The sequence below is a fragment of the Amycolatopsis sp. cmx-11-32 genome (assembly GCF_047608695.1).
Classification (GTDB): domain Bacteria; phylum Actinomycetota; class Actinomycetes; order Mycobacteriales; family Pseudonocardiaceae; genus Amycolatopsis.
In genome coordinates this window covers 423720-438255 of record NZ_JADNQN010000005.1, presented here as the reverse complement: position 1 = coordinate 438255, position 14536 = coordinate 423720, and the positions used below count along the sequence as shown (strand labels likewise).

Sequence of the window (14536 nt, the reverse complement as noted above, 5' to 3'; positions counted from 1 at the left end):
TAGGTACGGGAAGGGGGCCTTCAAGTACTTGTCGGTGGCGGGGATTAGCTTCACCGCATGGGTTTCGAGGGTTTCGGCGAATACGCCATCGACTTCTACGACGGTCTCGAGGCCGACAACTCCAAGTCCTATTGGGACGCGAACCTCGCGACCTATCAGGCCGACGTTCGCGCGCCGATGGAGGCACTGCTCGCGGAACTGGTCCCGGAGTTCGGCGACGGTTTCGGCGAGGGGAAGGTCTTCCGCCCGTACCGCGACGTGCGGTTCGCCAAGGACAAGACGCCGTACAAGACCCACTGCGGCGCGGTGATCGAGCAGGGCCGCGGAGGTGGCGCGTACTACGTCGAGGTCGGCCCGGCCGGGCTGCGTGTCGGTGGCGGCTGCTTCCACTTCGAGTCCGATCAGCTCGCCCGCTTCCGCCGGGCCGTCGACACCGAAGTGCACGGGACCGAGCTGGCCAAGGTCCTCGCGAAGCTGGAGAAAACCGGCTGGGAGGTCAAGGGCGACAGGCTCAAATCGAAGCCGCGCGGCTTCGTGGAAGACCACCCCCGCATCGACCTGCTGAGGTATCGCTCGGTGTACGCCGTCCGTGGCTGGGAGCCGGACGACGTTCTGCACGAACGAGGCGCGCTCGACAGGGTGCGGAAGGCGTGGCGTCAGGTCCGGGGGTTCAACGAGTGGGCGCGGGACCGGGTCGGGGCGAGTGAGAAGCCGCGCCGATAACCGCCGAGCCTGTTCAAGGGGTTGTCCCTCGCCCAGGTGAACTGACACTTTTCTTGAACTTTCGGTATCGGTAAAGACGCGGCACCGATGAGGGACTACGCTGTGCGAACGTGAGCCGACGCGCGAAGATCGTTTGTACCCTTGGCCCCGCGACCGCTACGCCGGAGAAGATGCGGCAACTCGTCGACGCCGGGATGGACGTCGCGAGGATGAACTTCAGCCACGGGACGCACAGCGACCACAAGCAGGTCTACGACCTCATCCGCACCGCCGCCGCCGAATCCGGCCGCGCGGTGGGAATCCTCGCCGACCTCCAGGGGCCGAAGATCCGTCTCGGCACCTTCGCGGGCGGGCCGGTCGAGTGGCACAACGGCGACATCGTGCGGATCACCGTCGAGGACGTCGCGGGCACCCACGACCGCGTCTCGACCACCTACAAGGGACTCGCCGACGACGCGAAGCCCGGCGACCGTCTCCTCGTTGACGACGGCAAGGTCGGCCTCGTGGTCAAGGACGTCGAGGGCCCGGACGTCGTGTGCGAGGTCACCGAAGGCGGCCCCGTCAGTAACAACAAGGGTGTCTCTCTGCCGGGCATGGACGTCTCCGTGCCGGCGCTGTCCGAGAAGGACATCGAAGACCTCGAGTTCGCGCTCGAACTGGGCGTGGACTTCATCGCGCTGTCGTTCGTCCGCTCGCCCGCCGACATCGACCTGGTCCACCAGGTGATGGACCGCGTGGGCAAGGGCCGCCTCCCGGTGGTCGCGAAGATCGAGAAGCCCGAAGCGGTCTACAACCTCGAAGCCATCGTGCTCGCTTTCGACGCGGTCATGATCGCCCGTGGCGACCTCGGCGTCGAACTCCCGCTGGAGCAGGTCCCGCTGGTGCAGAAGCGCACCATCCAGATCGCCCGCGAGAACGCGAAGCCGGTCATCGTCGCGACGCAGATGCTCGAGTCGATGATCAACAGCTCCCGTCCGACCCGCGCGGAGGCCTCGGACGTCGCCAACGCGGTGCTCGACGGCGCGGACGCCCTCATGCTCTCGGGTGAGACCAGCGTCGGCCGCTACGCCATCGAGGTGGTCAAGACCATGGGCCGCATCATCGAAGCCGTCGAGACCGACTCGCCGGTCGTGCCGCCGCTGTCGCATGTCCCGCGCACCAAGCGCGGTGTCATCTCCTACGCGGCCCGTGACATCGGCGAGCGGCTTAACGCCAAGGCGCTGGTCGCCTTCACCCAGTCCGGTGACACCGTCCGGCGGCTCGCGCGGCTGCACACGCGGCTGCCGCTGCTGGCCTTCACCCCGGAGGAGAGCGTCCGCAGCCAGCTCGCGATGACCTGGGGCACCACGACGCGGATCGTGCCGAAGGTCGACTCCACCGACCAGATGATCCAGCAGGTCGACCACGCGATGCTCGAAATGGGCAAGTACGCGAAGGGCGACCTCGTGGTCATCGTCGCCGGCTCCCCGCCGGGAACGGTCGGCTCGACCAACCTGATCCGGGTGCACCGCCTCGGTGAGGACGACCACGCCTGACGCCGGTCAGAGCCCACGCCTGTGAGATGAACGGGACTTTCACTGCAAATTTTGCAATGAAAGTCCCGTTCATCTCGTCCGGGACGTCCTGAAGGCGGCTTCCGCGGTCGGTTGCCGGGGAGGGGCGTGAGCGGCGATTCGGGTCCGGGGGCTGATGGGGACTTTCCCCGCGTCTGACGCGGCGAAGGGCGCTTTCCCTGCATGCCATGCGGGGAAAGTCCCCTTCAGCCCGTCGGTAGGCATCGGGACGTCCCGAAGGTGGCCTTCGCGACAAACGTCCCGCCTCGCAGAGGCCTGACGCGCCCCACCACCTAGGCTTCGCCTATGACTGAAATGGCCAGGGAGGCCGCGGCCGGATTCGACGGCACCGGGGGCGTCGGCGGTCAGCCGGTGCTCGACCGGCTGGTCGCGCTGCTGGACTTGGAGAAGATCGAAGAGAACATCTTCCGCGGCGTCTCACCGGCCCATTCGCCGGTGCGGGTGTTCGGCGGGCAGGTCGCGGGGCAGGCGCTCGTCGCCGCCGGCCGCACCGTGCCCGAGGAGCGGAAGGTCCACTCGCTGCACGCGTACTTCATCCGCGGCGGCGACCCGAGTGTCCCGATCGTCTACGAGGTCGACCGCATCCGCGACGGCCGTTCGTTCACCACCCGCCGCGTCGTCGGCATCCAGCACGGCAAGGCGATCTTTTCGCTGTCCGCGTCGTTCCAGAAGGACGAAGGCGGCATCGAGCACTCCGAGGGCATGCCGGACGTCCCTGGCCCCGAGTCTCTCCCGACGTTGCAGGAGCGGGCCGAGGGCTACTTCATCGGCCACCACGACCGGCCGCGCCCGATCGACCTGCGCTACGTCAACGACCCGCCGTGGGTGACGCGGAAGTCGGGTGAACTCCCCGCTCGCAACCAGGTGTGGATGCGGGCCGACGGCAAGCTTCCGGACCAGCAACTGTTACACGTCTGCGTGCTGACCTACGCCTCCGACATGACGCTCCTGGACTCGGTCCTCGCGCGCCACGGCGTCTACTGGGACCTCGACAAGGTGATCGGCGCGAGCCTCGACCACGCGCTCTGGTTCCACCGCCCGTTCCGGGCCGACGAGTGGTTCCTCTACGACAGCGCGTCGCCGACCGCGTCGGGTGCCCGCGGTCTGGCCACCGGCCGGTTCTTCGCCGCGGACGGAACGCACATCGCGACCGTCGTGCAGGAAGGCCTTCTCCGGGTGGTGTGAACGGTGACGTTCCGCATCGGCGGTTCGCGTTGTCCACCCTTTAGAGGGAATAGCGAAACGCATTAACATCTGGAGCCAAAGCATTACGCAATGGCTTCGGGTATAAAGGGAGGGCCGGAACCGATCGAGGGACGGCTTCGGCCCTCCACCGGGGTGAATCCGGCTTCGACGGGTATCCTGGCGAAAGCCATCGGTGCAGCTCGCGACCCGCGCCCGTGCCGCGAGCGGATCCGCCGTCGCCGATGAGGACGGGCTACCGCGTTGCACAATGCTCAACCTGCAACGGCAATCTGCAAATTGCAGGATGAAAATCCGGCCGTGCCGGAAAATGGTCGGGTGACCATCTCACCGAATGTGTCCCGGGCTGGTTAGATGAGCTTCGAGCGAGGTTTCCGAACACGGTTCTCCTCGCCGCGTCACGATCGGTGTTGCTCGGACAGCCTGTGGAGGTGCCGTGATGACGAGGGGTCAGGGACCCACCGTGCGCCGCCGGAGACTGGCGAGTGAACTGAGGCGGTTGCGCGAGGCGGCGGACCTCACCATCGACGAGGTGAGCGAGAAGCTCGAATGCTCGGCGTCGAAGGTCAGCCGCATCGAAACCGGGCACGTCGGCGTCACCCCGCGCGACGCGCGCGACATGCTCGAGCTGTACGGCATCGCCGGCGACGAGCAGGAAGCACTCGTCCAGCTGGCCAGGGAAGCCCGCAAACGCGGCTGGTGGCACGCGTATAACGAGGTGTTCACCGGCACCTTCGTCGGCCTGGAGGCGGACGCGAGTTCGCTGCGGGCGTTCCAAGCACTGCTGGTGCCGGGTCTGTTGCAGACCGAGCGCTACGCCAGGGCCGTGATCAGGGCGATGCGGCCCGACGCCGAGGAAGCCGAGATCAGGCGCCGGGTGGCGGCGAGGATGGCGCGGCAGGAACTGCTGACGGACCCTTCGCCGCCGGAGTACTGGGCCGTGATCGACGAGGCGGTCCTGCACCGCACGATCGACAGCGCCGAGGTGATGGCGGAACAGCTGCACCGGATGGTCACGATGGCGGCGAGGGCGAACGTGACCGTCCAGGTCGTGCCGTTCGGCGCGGGTGCCCACCCCGGGATGGAAGGTCCGTTCCTCGTCATGGGCTTCCCCGAACTTGCCGACACCGACGTGGTCTACGTCGACAGCACCTCCAGCGGGCTCTACCTGGAGGAACCCCCGGACGTCCGGCGATACGCGTTGATGTTCGACCATCTGCGTGCCGCCGCGTTGAAGCCGGACGACTCGGTCGAGGTGATCGCCGAGGCCGCCGGAAGGTTCGCCGAACAGGCGGCCCTGCCGGAGAAACCGCACTATCGGGACCTCGGCTTACTCGAAGTCCCCGGAAACTAGTAAGGAGTGGGGAGCATGACGCCCAACGATGATCTTTCCCAGGCCCGGTGGCGCAAGAGCAGCCACAGCGGTGGCGGCAACGACTGCGTCGAGGTCGCCTTCACCGGTTCCGGCGCCGCCCTGAGGGATTCCAAGGATCCCGATGGCGGTTCCTTCCGCCTCTCGTCGAGCGCTTGGCGAGGGCTGCTCGGCGCCGTGCGCCCGAGTGGTACGGACCACGGCTAGACACGCTGGAATTCGACCCCTTACGACCGCCGAGCAGGGGATGGGCGGGAGTAAGGGGTCGAACCACGTCCGGGTGTAGGTGATCACCCGATGCCGCGAGCCACCCCTCAGGACGAATCTGGTTCTTACCAAACCAGGTAGTGAGTTCCTAAGGGGAGACAATGATGTACAGCAACGACGCTCTGCTCACCGGAGTGCTGGCCGAGGTCGAATACCGACGGGAAGAGCTGCGGCGGGCAGGCCGCAGCGTGTGGGTCGACAGGGCCCGCCGGGCAGGCAAGCGGATCCGCGCGAACCGCGCCGAGGTCCAGGTGCCCGCCCAGCACCGCCGGGAGACCGGGCAGGTGCCCGCTCGCAGCGGCGAGATCACCCGGTAGAGGCCGAGTGCGATGAAGCTCTCGGCAGAAACCCAGGCGAAGTTGTCGGTCCGGTAGGCAAGAATGCACCTCGTGCCCCGTCTTGGCTCCGGAATCCCGATCGTCGCCCGCACTCAGGAGATGCGGCAGCTCCGCGCCGCCTTCGCCCGTGCAGAACGGGCAGAGGCGGGCGCGGTGCTGCTCTCCGGAGACGCCGGCGTCGGCAAGACCCGCCTCCTGTCCGCGCTCGGCGAGTACGCCGCCGGCGCGGGCGCCCTGGTACTCACCGGGCGCTGTATCGACGTCCATGAGGGCGGTCTTCCTTATCTTCCGTTCGCCGAGGCGCTGGCGCCGCTGGCGACGACGTCCGATCCCGCGGTCACCGCCGCGGTCCGTGCCCGGCCGGCGCTGGGCAGGCTGCTTCCGCAGATGCAGCAGGCGGAGGACTTCCCCGCCATCGAAGACGGTCAGCTCACCGCGAGCGAACGGGTGTCGACGCAACGGCTCAGGCCCGAACAGGACCTCGGCCAGCTCCAGCTGTTCGACGCGGTACTGGGGGTGCTGACCGTCATCGCGCAGCGCCGGCCGGTGGTGATCCTGCTGGAGGATCTGCACTGGGCCGACGGTTCCACCCGGAACCTGCTGTCCTTCCTGATGACGAGGCTGCGCACCCAGCGGCTGCTGGTGGTGGCGAGCTATCGCGAGGAGGACGTCCACCGGCGGCATCCGCTGCGGGGACTGCTGTCCGAGGTGGTGCGACTGGGCGCGGTCGAACGCGTCGAGGTCAAGCCGTTCGGTGCCGAGGACGCGCGCGCGTTCGTCGAGGCGCTGGCCGACGAGCCGATCGGCCAGGACATGATCGCCGACATCGTCTCCCGGTCCGAGGGCAATCCGTTCTTCGTCGAGGAACTGCTCGCGTCCGCGAAGGACTGCCGCGAGCTCCCCGCCGGGCTGGCCGAAGTGCTCCTCGCCAGGGTGGAGCAGCTTTCCCAGATCACCCGCCGGGTGCTGCGCGTGGTCTCGGTCGCCAAAGACGCGGTGGCGCACGCCGCGCTCGCCGAGATCTCCGGACTGGACGAACTCGAACTCGACGAGGCACTGCGCGAGGCGGTGCAGCATCACGTACTGGTGATCGAGAACGGCTTCTACACCTTCCGTCACGCGCTGCTGCAGGAAGCCGTCTACGGCGATCTGCTGCCGGGCGAACGGGTGCGTATGCACGCGGCCTACGCGTCGCGTATCCGCACCCGGACGCAGGGCCGCGGCCAGGACGCGCGGCTCGCGCACCACAGCCTGGAGAGCAAGGACTTCGTCGGCGCGCTGGCCGCGTTGCTGCGCGCGATGGACGAGGCCGAGAAGCTGGGCGCGCCCGGTTCCGCGTTGCGGCACGTCGAACAGGCACTGTCCATTTGGGACGCCGTCCCCGCCCCGGACCGGCCATCGGACGTCGACGAACTCCGCCTGCTGCACGAGGCGTCGTACTTCGCGAGCACGTCGGGGGAACCGGAGCGAGCGGTGGCGTATTCGCGGTCCGCGACCGAGGCACTCGGTCAGGACACCGGCAGCGAACGGGCCGCCAAGGTCTGGCGACGGCACGCGGAGGCGCTGCTTTCGGTCGACGGCACGCTCGACGAGGTCGTCGAGGCGATCGACAAGGCCTGGAGCCTGGTCGAACACACCGAGGCGAGTTCCGCGCGGGCCTGGGTACTCGCCACCAGGGCGGGCATCTTGAGACTGATCGACAGGCATGACGAGGCGCTGCAGTGCGCGCTGGCCGCGGTCGCCGACGCGAAGGCCGTCGGCGCGGGCGGGGCGGAGGCGGCCGCACTGGTCTCGCTCGGCACGCTGGCCGATTCGGCGGGCGACGTCGAGGAGGCGCGTGAGCGGCTGCGCCAGGCCGAGCGGAAGGCCAGGGATTCCGGTGCGCTCAACGGTGAACTGCGGGCGCTGCACTTCCTCGGGATGAGCTACGACGACCGGGCCGAGATCCATTCCGCGCTGAAGTACTACGCCAAGGGCATCCAGCGGGCCAAGGACACCGGGCTGACCTGGAGTTCGTTCGGGATCGAGCTGCGGACCAAGCACCTCACGCTGCGGTACGTCAGCGGGGACTGGCCGGAAGACGACGACGCCGGCCGCGCGGGCCGCGGTGTTTCGAGCGTCGTCGCCGGTCGTTTCCTGGGGATCTGGGCGCAGTTCGTCGTCGGGCGGGGCCGGTTCGAGGACGCGGACAAGATCCTGCCCAGCCTGCGGCAGCACTGGAGCACGGACGTTTCGATCGCGGGCGCGGCCGGTGACGCGGCCATCCAGCTCGCGTCATGGCGCCGGGACCACGCGGGCGCGGTGCGGCAGGCACACGAGCTGATCGACTGGCTCGAAGAGATCGAACCCGCGATGCTCGGCGGGATCCGGATCAGCGTGCACGGCCTCGCGGCCGCCGTCGCGCAGGCCGCCGAAGCCCGGGTCCGCGGGGACCAAGCGACCGTGGACGCCGCGGTGGAGTCGGGCGAGAAGATGCTCGCCCACGGACGACGTTGCGCCGAACACGGCATCCCGCGTTCGGTGTCGCTCGGTCCGGAGGCGCTGGCGTGGCTCGCCCGGCTCGAGGCGCTCGGCGGCTGTCTGCGCGGCTCGGGCGATCCGGGGCTGTGGGCGAAGGCGGTCGACGCGTTCGGGTACGGCGCGGTGTACGAGCAGGCCATGTGCCGCCTGCAGCACGCGAAGTCCCTGCTGGCGACCAACGGCGACACTTCGCTGGCCGCGTCGGAACTGCTGGCCGCGTACGCGGTCGCCGACAAGCTGGGTGCCTGTCCGCTGCGCGAAGCCGTCCGGGACCTGAGTCACCGGGCGCGCGTCGAGCTTCCCGGTGTGCCCGCGGCCCCGCGTCGTGACGTCGTCGATCCCCTCACCGACCGGGAACGGGACGTGCTGGAGCGCGTCGCGCTCGGCCGTACCAACCGGCAGGTCGGGGACGAGCTGTACATCAGCGAGAAGACGGTGAGCGTCCACCTCTCGCGCGTGATGGCGAAACTCGGCGCGAGCCGCCGGGCCGAGGCCGTCGCGATCGCCTACGACCGAGGCCTGCTGGCCGCCCCGACCACCTCGTGAATTGCCTGCCTGAAAAGGAGTCCTTCACGGGCCCGCCTCACCCGCCGCAGGTCTCCGCCGCGGAAAGGTGACGGCCTCCGTGGTCTGGCCGAGGCTGTGTGGAAAGAGGGACACTCAACGTCCCTCTTTCCACACAGCCCTGCCGGAAGTTGCCCGCGTCAGCGTTCCGCGCGACGGCCTCGTTGGCGACAACTGACCGCAATTCGTCCTCTAGTTGCGGTCCTTGCACGTGCAACTACCGCAACTAGAGGACTAAACGCGGAGGGGGTCAGCGGCGCGGAAGGCGGCGAAGGGCCTTGAGGCTCGCGCTCAGGGCTCGCGCCCAGAGCTTCGGCGGGATCCCGCGGCCGGGGCGCAGTGGCATCCCGCGCTGTAGCGCGATCGCCTGGGCTTCGGTGTACTTGAGCAGTCCTTCGGCACCGTTGCGCCGCCCGACACCGGACTCCTTCATACCGCCCATCGGCAGCCCCACGGTTCCGAAGGTCGCGGCGAAGCCTTCGTTGACGTTGACGGTCCCGGCCTTCAGCCGTGCCGCGACCTCCCAGCCCGCGCGGCCGTTGCGCGACCACACGCTCGCGTTCAGCCCGAACCGCGTGTCGTTCGCGCGCTCGATCGCCTCGGTGACGTCGGTGTAGCCATAGATCGACACGACCGGCCCGAAGGTCTCTTCGGCGAACAGCTTGACGTCCTCGGTGACGTCGGTGAGGACGGTCGGTTCGTAGAACAGCGGGCCGAGGTCGGGCCGGGCCTTGCCGCCGGTGAGCACGGTCGCGCCCTTGGACCGGGCGTCCTCGACGTGTGCCGACACCGTCGCCAGCTGGTCTTCCGAGGTCAGCGAACCCATCTGCGCCCGGTAGTCGAGCGCGCCACCGAGCTTCACCGCGGCGGTCTTGGCGACGAACGCGCGCGTGAACTCCTCGCGGATCGACTCGTGGACGTAGATCCGCTCGACGGAAACGCACAGCTGGCCCGCGGAGGAGAAGCACGCCGTGACCGCGCCCGTGGCGGTCTTGGCGATGTCCGCGTCAGGCAGCACGATCATCGGGTTCTTGCCGCCGAGTTCCAGCGAGTAGCTCGTCAGCCGCTCCGCCACCTTCGCGGCAAGCTCCTTACCTGTCGGCGTGGATCCGGTGAAGCACAGGTAGTCCGACTCTTCGACCAGCGCGTCGCCGATCCGCGAACCGCGGCCGAGCACGATCTGCCAGACACCGGACGGCAGCCCGGCTTCCTCGGCGATTTCCTGCAGCCACAGCGCCGAGAGCGCGGTCTGGTTGTCCGGCTTCTGCACGACGGCGTTACCCGCCGCGAGCGCGGGAAGGACGTCCATCGCGGTGAGCGCGAGGGGGTAGTTCCATGGCGAGATGATCCCGACGACGCCCTTGGGGTGCCGGATCTCGCCGACCTTCGTCAGCACCGGGATCAGCCCGGCGGCGCGACGCGGCGAAAGGAACTTCGCGCTGTGCTTTCCGTAGTAGGCGGCCACGAGCGCGGTGGCGCTGACCTCGTCGAAGGCGTCCATCCGTGCCTTACCCGCCTCGATCTGCACGAGGTCGAGCGCCTCTTCCTGGCGCTTCAGGACCAGGTCGTGCAGGCGGATCAGGATGCGCTGGCGGTCCTCGACCGGCCGCTGCGCCCACGCGCGCTGCGCTTCCCGCGCCTCGTCGAACACGGCGCGGACGTCGGCGTCGGTGGCCTGGGGGAGCGTCGCGATCGGCTGCCCGGTGAACGGGGCGCGCATCTGGACCGGCGCGGAGTCCTTGCCGCCCACGACCCGCCCTACGAGCCGTTCCGCCCTTGCCGCTGCCGGGGCGCCGGGAACGCCGCCGATGGTGGCCGGGCCTTCGGTGTGGCGGCTCGCGCTCGCCGGTGTCGTGCTCGTCATGCCGTCTCCGTTCCATGCCGCGCGTGGAGCCGGAAGGCGCCACGCAGAGCCCAGGTGTTACCGACGAGTACAGCATACTGCCGGTATGGAGACTGTCCAGCGCTGATATGAATAAGTTTCACATATTGCCGGGTGGTGGCGGATTGTCAGGGGAACGGGCGCAGGATGTCCTGCTGCTGCAACGCCGAGCCCGCGGGCGGCGTCGGAGGTGACGGCGGTTCGTAGGCCTGCGGTTGCGCCGGATAGTGCTGCTGCGGGACTCCGGGCGCGCAAGGCGTGTGGCCGACCGGGTAAGGGGCCTGAGGGGATGGCGCGGGTTCGCGGCGGTTGGCCACGATCGCCAGTCCGATGGTGAGCAACGCCACGAGCCCGCCCGCGAGCAGGATCCAGAATCCACTCCCGGTTCCGTAGCGTGAGACGAAGCGGCCGGTGTCCTGCCCGAAACTCAGGCTCGCCGAGATGTCCATGCCGAACATCCAGACACCGATGGCGGTCCCGGCCCCACCGGCGATCAGCAGTGTTCGCGCCGTCGTCGCGGCAGGTGAACCCGAATTCCGCCGGTACGACGCGAAGCCCACCGCGGCGCCGGCGAACAACGTCAGCGCGGTGGCGGACAGCGGGATGCCGTAACGGGCGACATGGGTCTTGTCGTAGAAGTCCTTCTCCTCCGTCGACGGTTCGATGTCGAAGCTCCGCGACCAGCCGGTCTCGGCGAATTTCGACACCGTTTTGCCGTCGGAGAGTTGCTCGTAGGTCGACTGCGGAAGAAAGGTCGCGATGAGCACCAGCAGGCCGGCGAAAACACCCATCATCGCGGCGAACAACCGGGGGAGCCGCGCGTCGGACGGCGGCCGTTGCGTCGCGACCGGAGTCTGGACGGGTTGCCTTGCGCCGAACGGGTCAGTCGGATGGGATGGCTGCTGCTGCGGCGCGTTCATGGTCGGCTCCTCCGCCGGTTCTGTTGTCCAGCAAGGAATTTCACCACGGATCGGCCCCGGAGATAAGTGTCACCTGTGCTCTGGTCAAGGGCTCCGGAGCGTGCTAGGTGCGGAGATTGTCGATGACGAATTCCGTCACCTTCTTCGCCGCGCCGCAAGAGTCGTGCTGCCACGGGCCCGCTTCGGCCCGTTCGTCGATGTTGGTGCCGACGTACATCAAGGTCTCCTCGTCCAGTCCGAGTGCCAGCCGGCAGGCGAGTGGTCCCTTGTCCTGGCGGCCGGTGATGTTCTCCTCGGCCCAGACCACCACCACCGGATAGCTTTTGATCATCAGTTCCTCCCATCGGTTACCGGTGTCTTTGCCACTCGCGTGGTCGGCGTAGAGGGTTTCGAGGGTTTCCCTCAGTGGGCTCAGCCACGAGGTCTGTACCCGGACGATCGGCCCGAAGGCGAGGACGCAGCGGCCTTCACCGCCGGTGTCGCGGACCCCGCCGGTGAAACCGATGCTTTCGACCTGCTCCACCGTGATCGCGCTACAGGGGTCGGCGATGAACCTGGCGCCGTCGAGCGGAACGGGGATGGGCGGCGCTGGAGCGGGCGAACCCGGTGGCGGACCGGTCGCCGTCCCACCGCACCCGGCGACAAGCAACGTCAGCAGGACGATCGCCAGGCGCCTCACTCCGGATCCGCTTCGGGTTTGATCCGCCATCGCCGGGGATCGGCGACCACCACCGCGCTCGTGCCAACTGTCGGGACCTTGGGAAAGGTCTCCGCGATGACCTGGAGCTGGAACCCGGCCCCGATCAACGTCGTCATGTCGGTGAGCAGCTGGGTCAGGCTCGCGTTGCAGTCCCGCCAAAACGTGGTGAACGCGGAATTGATGCCGTCGATCAGATCCATGAGCGCGACCGGAGTCAGCGGGGGGAAGACCGCCGAACCGAGGACCACGCCGAACTTCCCGCCGAGCTGGGCGAGGGTCGAAGCGCAGTTGCCCAGGAACTCGAGCAGGTTCTTGTACGTGTTGATGACGGTCGTCGCGATGTTCACCACGACCGTCGTCAGGTTCGCCAAGGACGCCTGTCCCGCGTCGAGGGCTTTCGTCGTTTCGGAGGCGTAGGCGTCGAACTGGTCGAAGCCGTCGCCTTGCCAGGCGGTGCGCAACGACAGGTTCGTCCTCGTGACGAGATCGGACGCCGACTTGAGTTTGCTCTGCGAGCCGAACTTGTCCGCCAGTTCCAGCGGCCTTCGCAGATCGCCGAGCAGGAAGTTCTTGAGATTGTCCAGAAGTTCGAGGATGCCGTCCGCGCCGATCAGGTCGGCGTGGAAGCGGACCTCCTGATCGGCCTTTTCGGGGTACAGCAACCCGGACTTGTCCAGGCCGGTCACCGGATTCCTCCTTCGAGCCTCTTCATCTCGTCGTAGGCCTGCCTGTCGAGGTGCTCGTAGTGCTCGGCGGCGCGGTGGAGCGCCGCGCTCAGTTCGCCCAGTTCCGCGGAGTTGGCCACGGAGATCTCCCGGATCTGGTCCACCGCCCGGTTGTAGGCGTCGACGGTGCCCGCGCCCCGCACTCCCCGCATCAGCTCGGCGAGGGTGCCCGGCAACCCCAGGTCGCCCGGCTCGAGCCGGACATGGGCGAGGTCCGTGAGCGCGAAGCCGCGGACGAGATCCGCCGCCTGGTCGATGGTGTCCGCCGCGGCACGGAGTCCCTCCGGGTAGACGTGATAACCCTGTCCCGGGCCGGGGTCGAAGGGATGCGGATAGCTCACGCGATCCCTCCGTCCCGCTCGGCCCGCTGGATGCCTGCGAGCAACTTCCGGGACAGGCTTGCGGCGGAGTAGGACTTCACCACCGAGGCGTTCAAGGACACGTCCACCAGTTCGCCCGTTCCGGTGGTCGTGAACGTCCCGATCTCGCCGGGGAGCAGCCATGTCCGCTGCGCCCGCGCCGCCGCCGAAGCGGCGCTTTTCGCTTTCTCGACCTTGGCGTCTATTTCTTTCGCGAGGTGATAAAGATCGTCTTCGTGATTCATCGGCGACCCTCACTCAGGAAGTCGATTTGCTCGAAACTCTCTTCCTCGGCTGGCCCCGGTGATCTTCGGCCCGAGTCGTCCTCTTCGCCCAGCACCGCCCGCATTTTGACCAGGCTCACTTCGGCCGCCGCTGTCCTGGCGGCGTGCACGGCTTCCACCACGGCAGGCCCGGCCAGTTGCGGATGCGGGATCCCGGTCGCGTGATCGGCGAGCAACAGGCCGACCAACCTGCCCTGACCACTGACGACGGCCAAGGCCAGCCCGTCATGGGATCGGCCGGGGTGCCTGCCCCGCGCGAGTTCCGCGTCAAGTTCCCCGGCCCGGTGTCTGAGTTCGTCCGCGTTCCAGGACACGTCGGTGTCGCCTCCCCTGCGTAACCGCCTGAATATCCAGAGTAGTAAACGCAGGTGGGGCTTGTCTTCTTTTCACGCTTTCGTAAGCATGGCCCCCAGGCTTTTGTGAATTCGCAATTCTGGTGGCTACGGAGTGGTGTCCTCGTACAACATCACCGCGACGCGCTTCCATTCGTCGAGCAGATGCCGCCGCCGCTTCGGATCGCCGCCGAGTTCGGCGTCCAGTGCCAGGCCGCGGGTGAGGTTCACGGTCAGCCAGAACAGGATCTCCGCGCGTTCCTTCGGCAGGTCCCCGGCGATCGCGGTGACGTGCTCCAGGGTCGAACGGCCCAGCGCCCGGTCGACCGGGCGGATCGCCTCGCGGAGTTCGGGGTCGGTCCGCGCCGCCACCCACAGTTCGGTGGCGGCCGTGGACAGCGTGCCCGAGTAGCCCTCCCAGAGCAGGTCGATCGCCGCCGCGACGCCCGAGGCTCCGCCGGGCAGCGTGGAGATCGACGCGGCGAGCTGTCCGCGCTGCCTTTCCGTCAGATGCTCGACGGCGGCCGCCATGAGTTCGGCCTTCGCGGAGAAGTGGTGCTGCACGGCCCCTTTTGAGACCCCGGCGCGAGCGCAGATCTCCTGGACCGAGGTGCGCGCGTACCCGAGGTCGACCAGGCAGTCGATGGTGGCGTCGAGCAGAGCGGTGCGGGTCTGCTCGCGCCGCTCGGCCTGTGTCCGGTGGGTCCTGCTCAGTGCGGTCACCGAACCCCCTTTACGTGCAGCTCGGTACGGATGTACATTCCGCTTGGAAC

General features: G+C 68.2%; 15 protein-coding genes. 7 read left to right on the top strand and 8 right to left on the bottom strand.

Going from position 1 to position 14536, the window contains the following annotated elements; all coding sequences use genetic code 11:
* Positions 1–57: 57 nt before the first annotated feature.
* The 7 genes from ACM6LR_RS18250 (at position 58) to ACM6LR_RS18220 (ending at position 8543) form a co-directional block, all read left to right on the top strand.
* Positions 58–723, top strand: coding sequence for a DUF2461 domain-containing protein (locus ACM6LR_RS18250; protein ID WP_414937383.1), 666 nt, complete (start codon positions 58–60; stop codon positions 721–723).
* A 110-nt stretch (positions 724–833) separates the two neighbouring features.
* Entirely contained in the window at positions 834–2258 is a 1425-nt protein-coding gene (pyk, locus tag ACM6LR_RS18245; RefSeq protein WP_414937384.1) for a pyruvate kinase, read from the top strand.
* Positions 2259–2582: 324 nt separating this feature from the next.
* A complete protein-coding gene (locus tag ACM6LR_RS18240) occupies positions 2583–3482 on the top strand; it encodes an acyl-CoA thioesterase (RefSeq protein WP_414937385.1) in 900 nt (299 codons plus the stop codon).
* Positions 3483–3939: 457 nt separating this feature from the next.
* Positions 3940–4854 (top strand): helix-turn-helix domain-containing protein, encoded by a 915-nt coding sequence (locus tag ACM6LR_RS18235; protein WP_414937386.1) that lies wholly within the window; start codon positions 3940–3942, stop codon positions 4852–4854.
* A 15-nt stretch (positions 4855–4869) separates the two neighbouring features.
* Positions 4870–5079: a DUF397 domain-containing protein gene (locus ACM6LR_RS18230; RefSeq protein ID WP_414937387.1), complete on the top strand. Its 210-nt coding sequence runs from the start codon at positions 4870–4872 to the stop codon at positions 5077–5079.
* A gap of 164 nt (positions 5080–5243) precedes the next feature.
* Entirely contained in the window at positions 5244–5456 is a 213-nt protein-coding gene (locus ACM6LR_RS18225; RefSeq protein WP_414937388.1) for a hypothetical protein, read from the top strand.
* A gap of 63 nt (positions 5457–5519) precedes the next feature.
* Positions 5520–8543: a helix-turn-helix transcriptional regulator gene (locus tag ACM6LR_RS18220; RefSeq protein ID WP_414937389.1), complete on the top strand. Its 3024-nt coding sequence runs from the start codon at positions 5520–5522 to the stop codon at positions 8541–8543.
* 268 nt (positions 8544–8811) lie between these two features.
* Here the strand turns inward: ACM6LR_RS18220 and ACM6LR_RS18215 are convergent, their stop codons facing one another.
* From ACM6LR_RS18215 to ACM6LR_RS18180, 8 genes are all read right to left on the bottom strand, one after another.
* Positions 8812–10425, bottom strand: a complete 1614-nt coding sequence (locus ACM6LR_RS18215) for a succinic semialdehyde dehydrogenase (RefSeq protein WP_414944159.1) — start codon at positions 10423–10425, stop codon at positions 8812–8814.
* Between the two features lie 146 nt (positions 10426–10571).
* Complete coding sequence (locus ACM6LR_RS18210; RefSeq protein ID WP_414944158.1) at positions 10572–11363, bottom strand: hypothetical protein; 792 nt, start codon at positions 11361–11363, stop codon at positions 10572–10574.
* A 103-nt stretch (positions 11364–11466) separates the two neighbouring features.
* Positions 11467–12042 carry a DUF3558 family protein gene (locus ACM6LR_RS18205; RefSeq protein ID WP_414937392.1) on the bottom strand — a complete coding sequence of 192 codons (576 nt, stop codon included), beginning with the start codon at positions 12040–12042 and terminating at the stop codon, positions 11467–11469.
* On the bottom strand, positions 12039–12749 hold the full coding sequence (locus tag ACM6LR_RS18200) for a hypothetical protein (protein ID WP_414944157.1): 711 nt from the start codon (positions 12747–12749) through the stop codon (positions 12039–12041). The genes ACM6LR_RS18205 and ACM6LR_RS18200 overlap by 4 nt, the downstream gene beginning before the upstream one ends.
* The gene (locus tag ACM6LR_RS18195; RefSeq protein WP_414937394.1) at positions 12746–13129 is read right to left on the bottom strand and encodes a WXG100 family type VII secretion target; all 384 of its coding nucleotides are present in this window, start codon (positions 13127–13129) and stop codon (positions 12746–12748) included. Before ACM6LR_RS18195 ends, ACM6LR_RS18200 begins: the two co-directional genes overlap by 4 nt.
* Complete coding sequence (locus tag ACM6LR_RS18190; protein ID WP_414937395.1) at positions 13126–13392, bottom strand: hypothetical protein; 267 nt, start codon at positions 13390–13392, stop codon at positions 13126–13128. Before ACM6LR_RS18190 ends, ACM6LR_RS18195 begins: the two co-directional genes overlap by 4 nt.
* Positions 13389–13745: a YbaB/EbfC family DNA-binding protein gene (locus ACM6LR_RS18185; RefSeq protein WP_414944156.1), complete on the bottom strand. Its 357-nt coding sequence runs from the start codon at positions 13743–13745 to the stop codon at positions 13389–13391. The genes ACM6LR_RS18190 and ACM6LR_RS18185 overlap by 4 nt, the downstream gene beginning before the upstream one ends.
* A 126-nt stretch (positions 13746–13871) precedes the next feature.
* Complete coding sequence (locus tag ACM6LR_RS18180) at positions 13872–14486, bottom strand: TetR/AcrR family transcriptional regulator (RefSeq protein ID WP_414937397.1); 615 nt, start codon at positions 14484–14486, stop codon at positions 13872–13874.
* Between the last annotated feature and the right edge of the window lie 50 nt (positions 14487–14536).

Coding starts and splice junctions, on each gene's coding strand:
- ACM6LR_RS18190 (WP_414937395.1), bottom strand. CDS start 13,392: ATGAATCACGAAGACGATCTTTATCACCTCGCGAAAGAAATAGACGCC.
- ACM6LR_RS18230 (WP_414937387.1), top strand. CDS start 4,870: ATGACGCCCAACGATGATCTTTCCCAGGCCCGGTGGCGCAAGAGCAGC.
- ACM6LR_RS18215 (WP_414944159.1), bottom strand. CDS start 10,425: ATGACGAGCACGACACCGGCGAGCGCGAGCCGCCACACCGAAGGCCCG.
- ACM6LR_RS18210 (WP_414944158.1), bottom strand. CDS start 11,363: ATGAACGCGCCGCAGCAGCAGCCATCCCATCCGACTGACCCGTTCGGC.
- ACM6LR_RS18225 (WP_414937388.1), top strand. CDS start 5,244: ATGTACAGCAACGACGCTCTGCTCACCGGAGTGCTGGCCGAGGTCGAA.
- ACM6LR_RS18235 (WP_414937386.1), top strand. CDS start 3,940: ATGACGAGGGGTCAGGGACCCACCGTGCGCCGCCGGAGACTGGCGAGT.
- ACM6LR_RS18220 (WP_414937389.1), top strand. CDS start 5,520: ATGCACCTCGTGCCCCGTCTTGGCTCCGGAATCCCGATCGTCGCCCGC.
- ACM6LR_RS18240 (WP_414937385.1), top strand. CDS start 2,583: ATGACTGAAATGGCCAGGGAGGCCGCGGCCGGATTCGACGGCACCGGG.
- ACM6LR_RS18250 (WP_414937383.1), top strand. CDS start 58: ATGGGTTTCGAGGGTTTCGGCGAATACGCCATCGACTTCTACGACGGT.